Raw genomic sequence first — 17,604 nt, forward strand, 5'->3', positions numbered from 1 at the left:
AAGCGCCCAGAATGGTGTCACTTTTTTTATCGTTCCCTATTTCTATTTTCATGTATAATAAAATCAACTGAATATTATAAAGGTTCTTTACTTAAGTAAAGTGAAAAGGGAAATCGGTGTAATTCCGATGCGGTCCCGCCACTGTAAGTGTGAGTTTTTTCAATGGATGCCACTGAAAGTTATTTTGGGAAGGCATGAAAAAGCATTTGGAGCACGAGCCAGGAGACCTGCCTTTATAGAACATTACATTTCAGCCTACGAGGATAGGATGGTGGTTTTTTGTGCAAGCCCGCCTCTCGTTAAATGGACGAGGGCTTTTTTTATGTTTTGTAAGGCGACTATCGATAACCATTGAAAATAAAAGGTGAGCAATCCCCATATTTAATAATGACAATCAACATACTATCGATCAATCAAGTTAACAGAGCTAAAAAATGCACATACAATCTAAGGAGGATTCTCAATGAAAAAGTATTGGAAGATAGGATTATCAGCATTTTTGGCAATGGGTTTACTTGCAGCATGTGGAGCACAACCGAAAAACGAGCAATCTACATCAGAACAGCAGGAGCAACAAGTAACCAAACAAGAAGAAGCAACATTTCCAGTGACAATAAAAGATGCTACTGGCAAAGATATCGTGCTAGAAGCACCGCCTGAAAAAATTGTTTCTCTTATTCCGAGTAATACAGAAATATTATTTGGGCTTGGCCTAGATGATGAAATTGTCGGCGTCAATGATTATGATGATTATCCACCGGAGGCAGCTAAAAAAGAAAAAGTCGGCAGTATGGAATTCAATATTGAACAAATTATCGCCTTACAGCCAGATATTGTGTTTGCTCATGAATCAGGAATGGCTTCGTTAGATGGAGCGATGGATCAGCTTGAAGCAGCGGGTGTAAAGGTATTTGTAGTGGCGAATGCAAGCGATTTTAATGAAACTTATACGACGATTGAGCAATTAGGACGCGCAACTGGTAAGTTACCGGAGGCACAAAAAATTATTGCTAATATGAAAGTCAAAGTGGAAGAAATCCAAGCGAATTTGCAAGATGTGGAACCAAAGAAAGTCTTTGTCGAAACGTCAGATGAGCCTGAAATCTACACACCTGGTAAGGATACATTTATGCAGGAAATGCTAAATATGATTCATGCTGAAAATATTGCAGCTGATACAACTGGTTGGTTCAAAATTGATGCGGAGCAAATTATTACAAAAAATCCAGATGTCATCGTTGTCACATACGATTATGTGCCAGATATTTTAACGAAAATTCCACAACGTGCAGGCTTTGATACTATTACAGCTGTAAAAAATAAAGCAATTGTACAAGTAGATGAAAATTTAACAAGTCGTCAAGGTCCGCGTTTAGCAGATGGGCTTGAAGAGTTAGCGAAAGCCGTCTATCCAGAGGCTTTCGAGTGAATAGAGCATTTTTAGCCTATATTACAGCCATAACGTTACTTCTTGTTAGCATCTGGTGTGGCGTATCAATAGGCTCGGTTCATATTCCATTTGAAGTATTTTGGAATAGGGCGGCAGATGAAACAGCCGCTAATATTTTATGGAAAATTAGGTTGCCACGCGTATTGCTGGCAGGACTTGTTGGCGCATCGTTGGCGATTGCAGGGGCAGCTTTCCAAGGGTTGTTAAAGAATCCATTGGCAGATCCATATACGCTAGGTGTATCTTCGGGAGCGTCAGTAGGTGCTGTGGTGACACTATTTTTTGGTATCTCGATACCTGTTGTCGGACTGTATGCATTACCAACGCTTAGTATGGTGGGTGCGGTACTAACAATGGTAGCTGTCATGAGCTTTGCCAGAATAGTCGACCGTGCACTGAAAATGGAAACACTTATTTTAACAGGGGTTATTTTTAGTTCTTTTTTAGGATCTCTTATTTCCTTAATGATTGCATTATCAGGTGAAGAGCTCCGCCAAGTAATAGGATGGTTGCTTGGTTCAGTTTCGATGCGGGGCTGGCCGTATGTGCAGATGATTACACCATTTGTTGTCATAGGCTCTGCTATTCTGTGGACGCAAAGACGAGAGCTCAATGTTCTATTATACGGAGAAGAACGTGCGAAGCATTTAGGTGTCAATGTAAAGCGTAGTAAATATTTAATTTTAGTAGGGGGCTCTATGCTGACTGGTGCGGCTGTTGCTGTTTCTGGCACAATCGGTTTTGTCGGTTTAGTTGTGCCACATATGACACGTATGATTTGGGGTTCGGATCACCGTCATCTATTGCCGTTATCATTTATCAATGGCGCAACATTGTTAATTATTTGTGATTTAGTGGCGCGGACGATCATTATCCCACGGGAATTACCAATAGGCGTTATTACTGCATTTATTGGTGCGCCTGTCTTTTCTTATATTTTCTATAAGCAACGTAGAAGCAAGGGGGTACGTGTATGATTATCGTTGAACACCTATCGGGTGGCTATGAGGACGTACCTATCGTCAAAGATGTTAGCTTTACCGTTGAAAAGGGGAAAATCCTTGGCATTTTAGGACCGAATGGTAGTGGCAAATCGACATTATTGAAAGTCATTAGCGGCCTATTGCCTGCAACAGCAGGAACGGTTTTTTTAGATGGCAAAAATATTAAACACTATAGCCCGCGCGCGCTGGCGAAAAAGATGGCCGTCTTACCACAATTACATGCCAATGCATTTTCAAATACCGTGCGGGAAGCTGTATCGCTCGGTCGTTATCCGCATCAAACTGGCTTTTTTTCCAATTGGTCAGAGCAAGATGAACGAGCTGTTCAATATGCTATGGACCAAACAGGGGTAGCACGCTATGAGCATACATCGATGGAGTTTCTATCTGGCGGCGAGCAACAACGGGTTTTTGTTGCGCAAGCTTTGGCGCAAACAGCAGAAGTATTATTGCTAGATGAGCCGACCAATCACTTAGATATTGCTCATCAACGTCAACTTTTGGATATGGTGCGTAAGGAAGCAATCGAGTGCGGTTTAACCGTTATTATGGTGCTACATGACATGAACTTAGCCTCTCTTTATTGTGATGAATTATTGTTAATGGAGAGCGGCTCTGTGCGTGCTTTAGGTGTACCACATAAGGTGTTAATAGCTTCACAAATTGAGGATGTATATCAGGCACGGGTAACAACCTATGCCCACCCTGAAATACCGAAACCGCAAATTACAATTATGCCATCAACCAATGAATATCAGCAACGAGCTGACATCGTAAAAGAAGACTTTCGAGTAACGCCAGATTATATTCAACTAAAATCAACTATTCCTTTAAAAACCGTTTCTTCGGCTGTTCATAATCCTGGTATAGGATGGTATGACTGTCTATTAAATCGTTCAGTGCCAGGAGATTATGTTATTAGTGATGTTAAACAAGAAGTGGCGGACTTTTTACAAAGGGAGCATTTTTCACCGACAAGCACAGTTGTTATGTTAACGGCTGTTCCTACACAACTGTTTGCACTTAATGAATATAGCACTGCCTTTGGGAGTGTGTTTGTCGTAGTAACGGCAGGTGTGGGCAATGCTGTAGATGTCTCTCGTACACACGAACGGCAGGATACGCCATATATTGGTACTATCAATACGTGGGTTGTCATCAATGGCTGTTTATCGGAAGAGGCATTTTTTCAAGCATTGATGACTGCAAATGAAGCTAAAACAAAGGCTTTACAATCAGAAAATATTCGGGATCATCTAACTGATACGATTGCGACCGGTACTGCGACGGATAGTTTGCTTATTGCGGCAACGCAAAAGGGTGAGGAAATGCGCTATGGTGGACCGATTACGGCTGTTGGTAAGATTATTGGTAAAGGTGTTTATGAGACGACGGTGCAAGCAATTCAAAATTATAAAAATAAAGCATAGGAGTGGAACAGGATGAAACTTTACACAAAGACAGGCGATACAGGGAAAACAAGCTTAATTGGTGGGCGTGTCGACAAAGATAGTCTACGTGTGGAAACATACGGAGCAATTGATGAATTAAACTCATTTATCGGCAAGGCTGTTAGTGAATTAGATCGCGCGTTATTTAAAGATATTTTAGTGGATTTAGAAACGATTCAACATGAGCTTTTTGATGCAGGCGGTGATTTAGCGAACGTCATGAAGGAACGTCATTATAAGTTAACTGAAGCACCGATTGAAGTACTAGAGGCGCGTATTGATGCATTGTCTGACGAAGCGCCACCATTAGAGAAATTTATCTTACCTGGTGGAGCGCCGGCCGCTGCAACATTACACATTGCACGTACAGTTGCACGCCGAGCAGAGCGCCAAATGGTAACACTAATGAAAGAAATTGAAGATGTACCGACTATTGTACAAAAATATTTAAATCGTTTATCAGATTATTTATTTGCCGCAGCACGTGTTGTGAATGCACGTTTAAACTTACCTGATATTGAATATATTCGTAGTGGCAATGTCTTTAAAAAATAACTTAAGTAGAGAAGAAGGCAGCAACGCATAACAGCAAATAAACAAAAGATTTGAGCCTAACGATGCGAAAAAAGAATCATTTTTAAAATAAATATTTTAAGCGGAATTTATGACGATGAATTCAAGTAATTGAAGATAAAACGATAAATTTAAATGCAAAAAGCTACTCCGAAAGTAAAAATCAGGGTAGCTTTTTTTCTTATAAAATGTAAGAATATAAAATTATCAGAAATTTTTTCGTTTTATGTTGACTGAATGCTCACTCATTTATTAGAATGTGGATATAGTGGTGAAATGTCATACATTTACGTTTGAGCTAGAAATATTAACACAAAGAGAGAAAATTTACGACAAACTAAAGGGGGGACCAACCATGAGTCCATTAGTAATTGCAAACATTGTTCTAACAGTCGTGGTTGTGCTTTATGCAGTAGGGTTATTTATCTATCTGTTAAAAACACGCTATAAATTTGTGCAATTGGGGAAAAAGGTTGAGTTTGATGAAAGTGTCCAAGAACGCATTCGTTATTTAATGGTGAATGTGTTTGGTCAAAATAAGCTATTAAAGGATCCTAAAAGTGGTTTAATTCACGTGATGTTCTTTTATGGTTTCTTAATGGTTCAGTTAGGGGCTATCGATTTAATTTGGAAGGGGTTAGTACCAGGCTCTCATTTACCACTTGGCATATTCTATGGTGTATTCACATTCTTCCAAGAGCTAGTAGTGTTAATGATTTTAGTGGCGGTTGTCTGGGCATTTTATCGTCGCTATGTGGAAAAACTAGTACGTCTAAAACGAGGCTGGAAAAATGGTCTTGTATTGATTTTTATTGGTGGCTTAATGCTTTCAACATTGCTGGCAAACGGTATGGGTCTTATCTGGCATGGCGAAGGTTTAACGTACACAGAGCCTGTTGCTTCTAGCATTGCAGCGATTTTTAGTTTTTTACCAACGTCTGCAGCAGCAACTGTTTTCTATATAGCATGGTGGGCTCATTTATTAATATTATTAACGTTTTTAATTTATGTACCGCAATCGAAGCATTTCCACTTGATTGTCAGCCCAATCAATGTGTATATGAACCGCTTAGATCGCACAGGTACGTTAACGCCAATCGACTTCGAGGCGCTAGAGGAAGCTGGAGAAAATGCTGAAAGTGAAGAAGATATCCCGTCTATCGGGGTAGGGCGTATTCAAGACTTCACGCAAAAACAAATGCTAGATTTATATTCTTGTGTAGAATGTGGCCGTTGTACCAATATGTGCCCAGCAACAGGAACTGGCAAAATGCTTTCACCGATGGATTTAATCGTCAAGCTTCGGGATCATTTAACATTTACGGGTGCGGTTGTAACAAAGCAAAAACCGTGGGTGCCTTATCAATTTTTTGCAAATACAAAGGGCAATCAGCTTGCAATGGCAGCAGGTGCTGAAGGTGCAGTAATTGAGGATATTTATAGTCCATCATTAATCGGGGATGTAATTACAGAGGAAGAGATTTGGGCATGTACGACTTGCCGTAACTGTGAAGATCAATGTCCTGTTATGAATGAGCATGTCGATAAAATCATTGACTTACGTCGTTATTTAACAATGACGGAAGGGAAAGTAAACTCAGATGCACAGCGAGCAATGACAAACATTGAACGCCAAGGCAATCCATGGGGACTAAATCGAAAAGAAAAAGAAAACTGGCGTGATTTAGACCCAACAATCAATATTCCAACCGTGAAAGAACTGAAAAAATCAGGCGAGGAAATGGAGTACTTGTTGTGGGTAGGCTCTATGGGTGCTTTTGATAATCGCTCTCAAAAAATTGCATTAGCCTTCTGCCGTCTATTGAACGAAGCGGGTGTGAAGTTTGCAATTTTAGGAAATAAAGAGAAAAACTCTGGGGATACACCACGTCGTTTAGGCAATGAATTTTTATTCCAAGAGTTAGCGACAGCCAATATTGATGAATTTGAGAAAAATGATGTCAAAAAAATCGTTACAATTGATCCGCACGCATACAATATCTTTAAAAATGAATATCAAGATTTTGGTTGGAAAGGCGAAGTCTATCACCATACGGAATTACTAAATCAGTTGATTGAAGAAAATCGTTTAGTACTGAACTATGAAGTAGAGGAAACTATTGTCTTCCACGACTCTTGTTATTTAGGTCGTTACAATGATGTCTACGATGCGCCACGAGAAATTTTACGAGGCATTCCAGGTGTGAAGCTGGTGGAAATGGAACGCAATCGTGAAACAGCCATGTGCTGTGGCGCAGGTGGTGGCTTAATGTGGATGGAAGAGCATGTTGGCAATCGCATCAATGTAGCGCGAACAGAGCAGGCTTTAGCAACAAATGCTTCAGTTATTTCTTCAGGATGCCCATACTGTTTAACAATGTTAGAGGACGGTACAAAGGCAAAAGAGGTTGAAGATACTATTAGCACATTCGATGTAGCAGAATTACTAGAACGCTCTGTGTTTGGGGAAAAAGTGAAAACTGTTGCAGACAATGTTGATGAACTAACAGAAGAAATGCTAGAAGAAGTGGTAGCATCTGTTGACTCACAAGAGCAAGACAAGAATGAAGAGCTTAACGCAGAGAAATGATAATTATTGTAGAAATATTTTCTTTATCTGAAAAATATAAATTGCACAATAATTAATTGTTTTGTAGAATAAGATTAATTGGAAATGGGAGTTATTAAAAAACTCCCATTTTTTATCGAGAAGAGTCGAGCGAGCGTTCAGTCAACAATGATTGCTTTGATACTTCTTCGAGTAACGTAAAACAAAAGGGGTGTTTTACTTGAATAGAGCTGTAATATTAGCAGGGGCAAGAACGGCATTTGGTAAATTTGGTGGTTCACTTTCCACGCTTAGCGCCAGTGACTTAGGTGCTATCGCTATTAAAGGGGCATTAGAAAAGGCAAATATCGCTCCAGATGCAGTAGGTGAAGTAATTTTAGGGTCAGTTTTACAAGGTGGGCAAGGACAAATACCATCGAGACAGGCTTCACTGAAGGCAGAATTACCAGTAGCAGTCAAAACTGAAACGATCAATAAAGTTTGTGCGTCGGGGATGCGCGCAGTAACATTAGCCAATCAGTTAATTCGTTTAGGGGACGAAGAAGTAATTATTGCTGGTGGTATGGAATCGATGTCAAATGCACCGTATTATCTTCAAAATGGTCGCACAGGTTTACGAATGGGCGATTCAACAATGGTAGACGGCATGCTTTATGACGGTTTAACTTGTGCCTTTAATCAGGCAAGACCACCTATGGGGAGCTACGGTAATAAGGCAGCAGGTGAATTTTCCTTAAGTCGTCAAGAACAAGATGCGTGGGCTGTCCGCAGTCATGAACGTGCGATTGCAGCCATTGAACAAGGTTATTTTGCCGAGGAGATTGTGCCTGTACAAATCGCACAACGTAAGGGTGATCCGCTTGTAGTCAATACCGACGAAGCACCAAGACCTGGCACTACGCAGGAAGTGCTCTCTAAGCTCAAGCCAGCCTTTGAAAAGGATGGTTCCATAACAGCAGGCAATGCACCAGGTGTCAATGATGGCGCATGTGCTCTTGTCATCATGAATGAAGACCGCGCAATACGGGAAGGTAGAGAGCCACTTGCTGTCATTATCGGTCATGCAGAACTGGCAATTGAACCAGAAAATTTCCCGCAAACACCAGGTCTTGTGATTAACAGCCTACTAAAAAAGACGGGGAAATCATTAGCAGACATCGATTTAATTGAAATCAACGAAGCCTTTGCAGCAGTAGCGCTTATTAGCAATCAGTTGGCAAATCTTGATGCAGAAAAAGTAAATGTCAACGGTGGTGCAGTAGCGCTAGGTCATCCGATTGGCGCATCCGGTGCACGCATTATCTTAACACTGGCACATGAATTAAAACGCCGTGGTGGTGGAATCGGGATTGCGGCAATTTGTTCAGGTGGCGGGCAAGGCGATGCCATAATGATTGAAGTACCAAAACAAAGGGGACATGAATAATGGGAATTCAAAAAGTAATGGTAATTGGTGCAGGGCAAATGGGTTCAGGGATTGCGCAAGTTTGTGCACAAGCTGGCTATGACGTGTTATTGAATGATATACAGCAATCCTTTTTTGAGCGTGGATTAAGCGTTATCACAAAAAACTTAACACGTGATGTAGAAAAGGGTCGTAAAACAGCAGATGAAAAAATGGCTATTCTAAGTCGCATTCAGATGTCACTAGATTTAAAGGATGCTAGTGATGTTGATATTATTATCGAGGCAGCAGTTGAAAATATGGAAGTGAAGCAATCCATTTTCAAGCAATTAGATACAATTGCACCTGCTCACGCTATCCTGGCGACAAATACATCCTCTCTGCCGATTACAGAAATTGCGGCAGTCACAAATCGACCAGAGCAAGTAATCGGGATGCACTTTATGAATCCAGTACCTGTGATGAAGCTTGTCGAAATTATTAGAGGTTTAGCGACGGCTGACGAGGTGTATAAAGCTGTGGAAGAAATGACTGTAAAGTTAGCAAAAACACCAGTGGAAGTAAATGACTTCCCAGGCTTTATTGCAAACCGCATTTTACTGCCGATGATTAATGAAGCAATTTATGCACTATATGAGGGAGTCGCATCGAAAGAAGCGATCGACGATGTGATGAAACTAGGCATGAATCATCCGATGGGGCCATTAACATTAGCAGACTTTATCGGTTTAGATACATGTTTATCTATTATGGAAATTTTACATGAGGGCCTAGGTGATAGTAAGTACAGACCTTGTCCTTTATTACGCAAATATGTAGCAGCAGGTTGGCTAGGTAAAAAATCAGGAAGAGGCTTTTACGTTTACGAATAGTCCTATGGGGATGGGATATTCAGAATAATTACACCTAGGCGTAATGGTGTTCAGATTTTGGAGTGCAGGCTCAATAAAATTTGTGCTAGCCATCGAGGTCTTAACTTACTTTAGCTAGGCGTTACATTTAGAGGGCTTTTGCTAAAAGTATGTTAATGTGTAATGCTACGTGACAGCATAGAGGGGTGACATTATAGATGCATTTACAATTTACAGATGAGCAATTAATGATGCGTGATATGGTGCGCGATTTCTCACAGGAGAAAATCGCACCGTGGGTAGAACGAATGGAGGCTGGTGAGTTTCCGCGTGAACTGCTTACACAAATGGGTGAATTAGGTTTAATGGGCATCACAACCCCAGAAGAACTAGGTGGCTCTGCGATGGATTTTACTTCGTACATTATCGCAATCAATGAATTATCAAAAGTGAGCGCAGTAATGGGTGTTATATTATCAGTACATACGTCTGTAGGTACAAACCCAATTATTTATTTTGGTAATGATGAGCAAAAACAACGTTATGTTCCGAAGCTAGCAGCAGGTGAATATTTAGGGGCATTTTGTTTAACAGAGCCAAGTGCGGGTTCGGATGCAGGCTCTTTACAGTCAAAAGCAGTACGTGATGGTGATGAATATGTCATTAACGGCTCAAAAGTATTTATTACAAACGGAGGCGAGGCAGATGTTTATATCGTTTTTGCCTCAACTAATCAAGCTGCAAAAACACGTGGCATTTCAGCATTTATTGTTGAAAAGGGTACGCCGGGCCTAATTATAGGCAAGGATGAGCACAAAATGGGGCTACATGGTTCACGTACGGTCCAATTAACATTTGATAACTGTCGAATTCCGGTCGCTAACCTTCTAGGGGAAGAAGGAGAAGGCTTCAAAATCGCAATGGCAAATTTGGATGTGGGGCGCATAGGAATCGCAGCACAAGCTTTAGGAATCGCTGAAGCAGCTCTTGAAGCAGCGACTGCATACGCCAAAGAGCGTGTGCAATTTGGCAAACCAATCGCCGTACAGCAAGGAGTTGGCTTTAAGCTAGCCGATATGGCAACGGCTGTAGAAGCGGCAAAATTGCTTGTCTATCGTGCAGCTGATTTACGTGCCAAAGGTTTACCATGTGGAGCAGAGGCATCAATGGCAAAACTCTTTGCTTCTCGAACAGCTGTACAAACAGCGATTGAAGCCGTACAAATTTTTGGTGGCTACGGTTACACCGAGGATTATCCAGTAGAACGTTATTTCCGTGATGCTAAAGTGACAGAAATTTACGAAGGTACAAGTGAAATTCAAAAACTAGTGATTAGTAAATATTTAATTTAATAGAGTGCCAACATTCGTAAAAGAATTTAGTTTATGCACACGTATTTATAGGCAATTCAATAAAGGAACAGGCGAACTTCATTAAAATTAAAGGGGAAATGGACAATGAACTTTCAATTAACAGAAGAACATGAACAATTACGTGAAATGATTCGCGACTTTGCTTTAAATGAGGTAGCACCAACAGCCGCAGAACGCGATGAAAATGAAGAATTTGATCGTGCCATTTTTGATAAGATGGCTGAATTAGGCTTAACAGGTATTCCGTGGCCAGAAGAATATGGTGGTGCAGGCTTTGACTATCTTGCCTATGTCATTGCTGTTGAAGAATTATCTCGTGTATGTGCTTCGACAGGGGTAACATTATCTGCTCATACTTCTTTAGCAGGTTGGCCGCTATATAAATTTGGTACTGAAGAACAAAAACAAAAGTACCTGCGACCAATGGCAGAAGGCAAACATATCGGTGCTTATGGTTTAACAGAGCCAGGTTCTGGTTCGGATGCTGGTGGTATGAGAACGTATGCAAAACGCGATGGCGATGATTACATTCTAAATGGTTCAAAGATTTTTATTACAAACGGTGGCGTAGCAGATACATATATCGTATTTGCAGTAACAGACCCAGAAGCGAAAAACGGCACGTCCGCTTTTATCGTTGAAGCAGGTTTTGCAGGTTTTTCAGTCGGTAAAAAGGAGAAAAAACTAGGGATTCGTTCATCACCGACAACAGAAATTATTTTCGATAACTGCCGTGTACCAAAAGAAAACTTACTTGGGGCTGAAGGAGACGGCTTTAAAATTGCAATGACAACACTTGATGGTGGACGTAACGGCATTGCAGCTCAAGCAGTAGGAATTGCGCAAGGTGCTTTAGATGCTGCGGTTGAATATGCCAAAGAGCGTGTACAATTCGGTAAGCCAATTACTGCAAACCAAGGTGTGTCCTTTAAATTAGCGGATATGGCAACGCAAATTGAAGCATCTCGTCTGCTTACATACCAAGCTGCTTGGTTAGAAACAAACAATCTTCCTTACGGTAAGGCATCGGCAATGGCAAAGTTAATGGCTGGTGATACAGCAATGAGCGTTACAACTGAGGCAGTTCAAGTCTTTGGTGGTTATGGTTACACGAAAGATTATCCAGTAGAACGCTTTATGCGTGATGCGAAAATCACTCAAATTTACGAAGGTACACAAGAGATTCAACGTCTTGTTATCTCGCGTATGTTGACGAAATAATCTATGACAGAAAAGAACAAAAGACCTCAAGTTCAGTCAACCGTGAAAGACGAAAATCTCATTGCCATTCGCCGAGAACAAATGATTCAAGGTGCTATTAAATTATTTAAAGAAAAAGGTTTCCATCGTGCTACCACAAGGGAAATTGCTAAAGCAGCAGGTTTTAGTATCGGTACATTATATGAATATATTCGTACAAAAGAAGATGTACTATACCTCGTTTGTGATAGTATCTACCACCATGCGATGGAACGTCTATCAAGCTATGAGATTAAGGCAGGAACGATAGAAGAGTTAAAAGAAATGATTCGTGAATATTTTTTACAAATTGATAGCATGGTAGATGAATTAACAATCATGTATCAGGAAACGAAATCATTATCAAAAGAAGCACAGCGTTATGTTTTTAGTAAAGAGTTTGAAATGGTTGCTACTTTTGAACGATTGTTAAAACGTTGCGTGCAGTCAGGGGAACTAACAATGACTGATCAGCAAATTCATTTAGCAGCAAATAATTTAGTTGTTCAAGGTCAAAGCTGGGCGTTCCGCAAATGGGCGCTTCACCGTCAACATACGCTTGACGAGTATATTGAAATGCAAACAACATTGTTCATTTCAGGCATTAAGGGGTTTTAATAAGTTCCAAAGGGGTTTGTCGGTAATTGCATAATGCGACATTGCAATTACCGATTTTTTTATAATGGCGTATGGCACAGAGCTGGTGGTATTTCACTAGGCTCATGAAAGCCCATACAATGTGTCGATTTTTCATTTGAACAGGGTGGAAGCTGGCATTAAACAGTGATTCACTGCTTGCTAGCAAAGCATCGGTATGAAGCAAAATGGTTCTGTGTTCGTACTTTTTAAATGATGGACTAAATGCAAACATTGATGAAAAGATTTACTAAGGGGAGAAAGTAGGGGTTTCATATGACAAAGGTAGAAGTGTATCGTCCAAAAAATCACGTACGTTTTGTTACAGCATCAAGTCTTTTTGATGGTCATGATGCTTCGGTCAATATTATGCGACGGATTTTACAATCGAGCGGTGTGGAAGTAATCCATTTGGGCCATAATCGCTCTGTAGAAGAAGTTGTAAATGCTGCGATTCAAGAGGATGCGCAAGGTATTGCTGTATCTTCTTATCAAGGCGGCCATATGGAATACTTTAAATATATGTATGATTTACTGCGTGAGAAAGGTGCACCGCATATTAAAATATACGGAGGCGGTGGCGGTGTTATCTTGCCACGTGAAATTAAAGAATTACATGCTTACGGCGTTGCAGGTATTTTCTCACCAGAAGATGGTCGTGTATTAGGGCTGCAAGGGATGATTAATGAGCAAATTAAAGGTACAGATTTTCCAACTGCAACTGGTGACTATTTAGAAAAGCTAGATGCTTTAACAACTGAAACACCAGAAATTTTGGCAAATTTAATAACAGCAGCTGAATCGAATAACGATGAAGAAACGAAAAGAATGCTAGAGGAAGCACGAAAACGCTCAAAAGGAACACCGATTTTAGGGATTACAGGTACAGGTGGTGCTGGTAAATCCTCTTTAACGGATGAGCTTATCCGTCGTTTTTTAAAAGAATTCCCAGAAAAGCGTGTAGCAATTTTATCGGTGGATCCAACAAAGCAAAAAACTGGTGGCGCTTTACTTGGAGATCGTATTCGTATGAATGCTATTTTCAATAACCGTGTCTATATGCGAAGTTTAGCAACACGTGGTTCTCGTACGGAGCTTTCGGCTTCTATTGGCGATGTATTGGATGTTGTACGTGTGGCAGGCTATGATTTAATCATCGTTGAAACGAGTGGTATTGGTCAAGGCGATGCAGAAATTACAAAATTCACTGATTTATCCATGTATGTAATGACGAGCGAATTTGGAGCACCGACACAGCTTGAGAAAATCGATATGATTGATTTTGCTGATGTCATTGCCATCAATAAATTTGAACGAAAAGGCTCAGAAGACGCACTACGTCAAGTACAGAAGCAATACCAACGTTCTCGAGAGCTTTGGGATGAACCAATCGATAAAATGCCTGTTTACGGCACGATTGCCAGTCAATTTAATGATAAAGGAACGAATGCGTTATTTGCTGCATTGGTTCAGATTATTAACCAAAAAACAGGAAGCGATTGGGAAACAGGTTATGAACAATTTGCCAAAACGCAAAAGCAGGATGTTATTATACCGAATGATCGTCGCTATTATCTTCGTGAAATAACTGATACAGTGCGTGGCTATCATAAAAAAACAGAGCAGCAGGTTGCATTTGCTCGTCGCTTATTCCAATTAGAAGGTGCCATCGCAGCAGTAATGGAAAAGGCGCCAGATGATGCCCTTGTTGCATCACTTACTTCTTTAGCGGAAGGTGTACGAGATGAATTAACAGCAGAATCAAAGCGTATTTTAGATAATTGGCAAGCATTGAAAGAAGCTTATGCTGGGGATGAGTTTGTAACCAAAGTGCGCGATAAGGAAATTCGTACAATTTTAACGACAACGAGTCTTTCAGGCACAAAAATACCGAAAGTTGTACTGCCGAAGTTTGTGGACTACGGTGAAATTTTACGTTGGGTATATCGTGAAAATGTACCAGGAGAATTCCCTTATACAGCAGGTGTATTCCAGTTCAAGCGTGAAGGAGAAGATCCGAAACGACAATTTGCTGGCGAGGGTACGCCAGAACGTACAAATAAACGCTTCCACTATTTATCGAAAGATGATGATGCTAAACGTTTATCAACCGCGTTTGACTCGGTAACGCTCTATGGCGAGGATCCTGATTACCGTCCGGATATTTACGGTAAAGTTGGTGAATCAGGCGTCTCTATTTGTACGCTTGAGGATATGAAAAAGCTCTATGCAGGCTTTGACCTTTGTGCACCTTCAACCTCTGTATCTATGACAATTAATGGACCAGCGCCAATTATTTTGGCGATGTTTATGAATACAGCTATTGATCAACAAGTTCAATTACGAGAAAAAGAACTAGGAAGACCATTAACAGTTGAAGAATTTACAGAGACGCGTGAGAAAACATTGCAGGTTGTGCGTGGTACAGTACAAGCTGATATTTTAAAAGAAGACCAAGGGCAAAATACATGTATTTTCTCTACGGAATTTGCGCTTCGCATGATGGGCGATATTCAACAATATTTTATCGACAAAAAAGTGCGTAACTACTATTCTGTCTCTATTTCGGGCTATCATATTGCCGAAGCAGGAGCAAACCCAATTTCACAGCTCGCATTTACACTCGCAAACGGCTTTACGTATGTAGAATACTATTTAAGCCGAGGTATGAATATTGATGATTTTGCGCCAAATCTATCATTCTTCTTCTCAAACGGTTTAGATCCGGAGTATACGGTAATTGGCCGGGTAGCACGTCGCATTTGGGCAGTTGTAATGCGCGATAAATACGGTGCAAATGACCGTGCACAAAAGCTTAAATATCATATCCAAACTTCTGGGCGAAGTTTGCATGCTCAAGAAATTGATTTTAATGATATTCGGACAACATTACAGGCACTCATGGCATTGCAAGATAATTGTAACTCTTTGCATACAAATGCATATGATGAAGCCATTACTACGCCAACAGAGGAATCTGTACGACGGGCAATGGCGATACAAATGATTATTACAAAAGAACATGGCTTAGCGAAAAATGAAAACCCATTACAAGGTGCATTTATCGTAGAGGAATTGACGGATTTAGTAGAGGAAGCTGTGTTAGAAGAGTTTGACCGTATTAATGATCGTGGCGGGGTACTGGGTGCGATGGAAACCCAATATCAACGCGGTAAAATTCAAGAAGAATCCATGCATTATGAAATGTTAAAGCATTCAGGTGAATTACCAATCATCGGTGTTAACACATACTTAAACCCGAATCCGCCGACAGATGATGCGATTGACAATATGGAAATTGCTCGTGCGTCATCAGAAGAAAAAGAAACACAAATTCGTAATTTACAATTATTCTGGCAACAGCATGAGGGGGCAACAGAAGCAGCGATAGCCCGCTTACAAGAGGTTGCTGTAAACAATGGCAATATTTTCGAAGAGCTAATGGAAACTGTAAAAGTAGCGAGTCTAGGACAAATTACAAAGGCTTTATATGAAGTCGGTGGACAATTCCGTCGAAATATGTAAATCAAAAGATTACGAATTTGCTTATAGAGGAACGGTAATGCTAGTTTATCTGAAATACTGCTGATTTTTTAGTGTCTAGTCATACGATTAGGCACTTCTTTTTATTTTCGTTATAATAGAAATGTAAAAAAGAGGGGGGCGCAGTAGAGGATGAAATCAATTATTCACTACATTATTGTTTTAGCTTTAGTATTAGGAGTCATTTTCCTGTATAATAAGCAAGTTGGCGCTATTCCTTTACTTTTATTATCGATATATTTGTTTTTTCTAGGGATAAAAAAAATGTGTAATATAAAAAACAGTAATTGAAGGTAGCAAAGAGACTAAAACATTGTATATAATGGGTATTATGCTTATGGTATGGAAAGTTACTTTTGTGCGGTCTTTTTTAGCTGCGCTCCGAAAATAAAGCACTATTTAATTTTAAAACGTCCATTGTGATGAGAGGAAGGAAGTGCACGAATTGAATTTTCGTGAAATGACAAAGGAACAATTAGCGGAAGAATCGTTAATTAACTTAGCTTATGCAATTTTAACAGAAAAACGTGCTTCAGTGTCATTTAATGACCTGCTTACAATTATTAAAGAGCTTGTTGGCTACAGTGATGAAGAAATAAAATCACGCCTACTACAATTCTACACTGATATGAACGTAGATGGACGTTTCTTATTCAATCAAGAAACTGGTTGGGGCTTACGTGAATGGTTTAAAGTTGAACAAATCGAAGAAGAAACAGCTCCTTCTGTGAAAACACATAAGAAAAAATCTAAAGCCGCTCTTGATGATGAAGAGGATTTAGAAGAAGATTTAGAAGAAGATGATATTGACTTCGATGAAGACTATGAAGAGTTTGTTGAAGAAGAAATCGACGAGGAAAAAGAAGATATCGATTTTGATGAAGAAGATATAGAAGATATTGATGAAGAAATTGATGAAGATTTCATTGAAGATGATGAAGAATTTGAAGAAGAAGAAGAGGAAGAAGTGTAAGATAAACATGCTTTGAATTTTCTTACTTTTTTACGTGTAGTAAAAATTCTTGACTTCTATCACGGTTACGTTTAATCTTTTACTTGGGCTCCTTAAAAAAAGGAGAAAGACCGTGTATATAATACGCTCCCCCTGCAAACCTATGCAGGAGGGGCGTTTTTTTGTTTTTAACTTGCTTTTAGGAAGCGGAATAAAGTTAAAGGCTTTGGCAGATGGTGCAGTTTTAATAGCCGCTTTTTAAGCAGGTTTAAATAAATCTGGACGCATATGCCGCGTGTGTAATTGATCAATATTCAGTCAAGCACTCCCATACGTATAGATAAGGATAGCAAGCTGTATGTTGCGAACTATTCATTCTGTATAGTAAATCGATGACTGAGTATATGTTAGTGCTTCTAGTGAAGGAATAATTGAATTGCTCACAAGTGATCAAATGATCAATCACTTTACGATGAAGGACAATGTAGAAAAGGAAAGTAAAAAAGAGATAGAAACGATTACAGCTTCGAATTGACTGCATCTTATGTAGGCATTCTC

At 39.9% G+C, this 17,604-nt stretch carries 12 protein-coding genes and 1 riboswitch; all 12 genes read left to right on the forward strand.

What is annotated here, in order from left to right; all coding sequences use genetic code 11:
- Positions 1-63 precede the first annotated feature (63 nt).
- Positions 64-250: riboswitch (cobalamin riboswitch) on the forward strand.
- Positions 251-463: 213 nt separating this feature from the next.
- A complete protein-coding gene (locus MHH88_RS02735; protein ID WP_339261452.1) occupies positions 464-1,429 on the forward strand; it encodes an ABC transporter substrate-binding protein in 966 nt (321 codons plus the stop codon).
- Positions 1,426-2,427, forward strand: a complete 1,002-nt coding sequence (locus MHH88_RS02740) for an iron ABC transporter permease (protein ID WP_339261454.1) — start codon at positions 1,426-1,428, stop codon at positions 2,425-2,427. The genes MHH88_RS02735 and MHH88_RS02740 overlap by 4 nt, the downstream gene beginning before the upstream one ends.
- Positions 2,424-3,884, forward strand: coding sequence for an adenosylcobinamide amidohydrolase (locus MHH88_RS02745; RefSeq protein ID WP_024362868.1), 1,461 nt, complete (start codon positions 2,424-2,426; stop codon positions 3,882-3,884). The genes MHH88_RS02740 and MHH88_RS02745 overlap by 4 nt, the downstream gene beginning before the upstream one ends.
- A gap of 12 nt (positions 3,885-3,896) precedes the next feature.
- Positions 3,897-4,460 carry a cob(I)yrinic acid a,c-diamide adenosyltransferase gene (locus MHH88_RS02750; protein WP_024362869.1) on the forward strand — a complete coding sequence of 188 codons (564 nt, stop codon included), beginning with the start codon at positions 3,897-3,899 and terminating at the stop codon, positions 4,458-4,460.
- A gap of 373 nt (positions 4,461-4,833) precedes the next feature.
- Positions 4,834-7,068, forward strand: a complete 2,235-nt coding sequence (locus MHH88_RS02755) for a heterodisulfide reductase-related iron-sulfur binding cluster (RefSeq protein WP_339261457.1) — start codon at positions 4,834-4,836, stop codon at positions 7,066-7,068.
- Between the two features lie 199 nt (positions 7,069-7,267).
- Positions 7,268-8,473, forward strand: coding sequence for an acetyl-CoA C-acetyltransferase (locus tag MHH88_RS02760; protein WP_339261459.1), 1,206 nt, complete (start codon positions 7,268-7,270; stop codon positions 8,471-8,473).
- Positions 8,473-9,324, forward strand: a complete 852-nt coding sequence (locus MHH88_RS02765) for a 3-hydroxybutyryl-CoA dehydrogenase (RefSeq protein ID WP_024362872.1) — start codon at positions 8,473-8,475, stop codon at positions 9,322-9,324. The genes MHH88_RS02760 and MHH88_RS02765 overlap by 1 nt, the downstream gene beginning before the upstream one ends.
- 197 nt (positions 9,325-9,521) lie before the next feature.
- Positions 9,522-10,655 (forward strand): acyl-CoA dehydrogenase, encoded by a 1,134-nt coding sequence (locus MHH88_RS02770; protein ID WP_024362873.1) that lies wholly within the window; start codon positions 9,522-9,524, stop codon positions 10,653-10,655.
- A gap of 105 nt (positions 10,656-10,760) precedes the next feature.
- On the forward strand, positions 10,761-11,897 hold the full coding sequence (locus tag MHH88_RS02775; RefSeq protein ID WP_024362874.1) for an acyl-CoA dehydrogenase: 1,137 nt from the start codon (positions 10,761-10,763) through the stop codon (positions 11,895-11,897).
- 3 nt (positions 11,898-11,900) lie between these two features.
- Positions 11,901-12,533, forward strand: a complete 633-nt coding sequence (locus MHH88_RS02780; protein ID WP_024362875.1) for a TetR/AcrR family transcriptional regulator — start codon at positions 11,901-11,903, stop codon at positions 12,531-12,533.
- A gap of 294 nt (positions 12,534-12,827) precedes the next feature.
- Positions 12,828-16,076: a fused isobutyryl-CoA mutase/GTPase IcmF gene (gene icmF / locus MHH88_RS02785; RefSeq protein ID WP_229388475.1), complete on the forward strand. Its 3,249-nt coding sequence runs from the start codon at positions 12,828-12,830 to the stop codon at positions 16,074-16,076.
- 463 nt (positions 16,077-16,539) lie between these two features.
- On the forward strand, positions 16,540-17,067 hold the full coding sequence (gene rpoE / locus MHH88_RS02790; RefSeq protein ID WP_176723217.1) for a DNA-directed RNA polymerase subunit delta: 528 nt from the start codon (positions 16,540-16,542) through the stop codon (positions 17,065-17,067).
- The last annotated feature ends 537 nt before the right edge of the window (positions 17,068-17,604 follow it).

The sequence above is a fragment of the Lysinibacillus sp. FSL K6-3209 genome, from assembly GCF_037976175.1.
In the GTDB taxonomy this organism is placed as follows: domain Bacteria; phylum Bacillota; class Bacilli; order Bacillales_A; family Planococcaceae; genus Lysinibacillus; species Lysinibacillus sphaericus_D.

What these genes read in the sequence shown, in the direction of transcription:
- MHH88_RS02735 (WP_339261452.1), top strand. Translation starts at nt 464, where the DNA reads ATGAAAAAGTATTGGAAGATAGGATTATCAGCATTTTTGGCAATGGGT.
- MHH88_RS02745 (WP_024362868.1), top strand. Translation starts at nt 2,424, where the DNA reads ATGATTATCGTTGAACACCTATCGGGTGGCTATGAGGACGTACCTATC.
- MHH88_RS02750 (WP_024362869.1), top strand. Translation starts at nt 3,897, where the DNA reads ATGAAACTTTACACAAAGACAGGCGATACAGGGAAAACAAGCTTAATT.
- MHH88_RS02755 (WP_339261457.1), top strand. Translation starts at nt 4,834, where the DNA reads ATGAGTCCATTAGTAATTGCAAACATTGTTCTAACAGTCGTGGTTGTG.
- MHH88_RS02765 (WP_024362872.1), top strand. Translation starts at nt 8,473, where the DNA reads ATGGGAATTCAAAAAGTAATGGTAATTGGTGCAGGGCAAATGGGTTCA.
- MHH88_RS02770 (WP_024362873.1), top strand. Translation starts at nt 9,522, where the DNA reads ATGCATTTACAATTTACAGATGAGCAATTAATGATGCGTGATATGGTG.
- MHH88_RS02775 (WP_024362874.1), top strand. Translation starts at nt 10,761, where the DNA reads ATGAACTTTCAATTAACAGAAGAACATGAACAATTACGTGAAATGATT.
- MHH88_RS02780 (WP_024362875.1), top strand. Translation starts at nt 11,901, where the DNA reads ATGACAGAAAAGAACAAAAGACCTCAAGTTCAGTCAACCGTGAAAGAC.
- icmF (WP_229388475.1), top strand. Translation starts at nt 12,828, where the DNA reads ATGACAAAGGTAGAAGTGTATCGTCCAAAAAATCACGTACGTTTTGTT.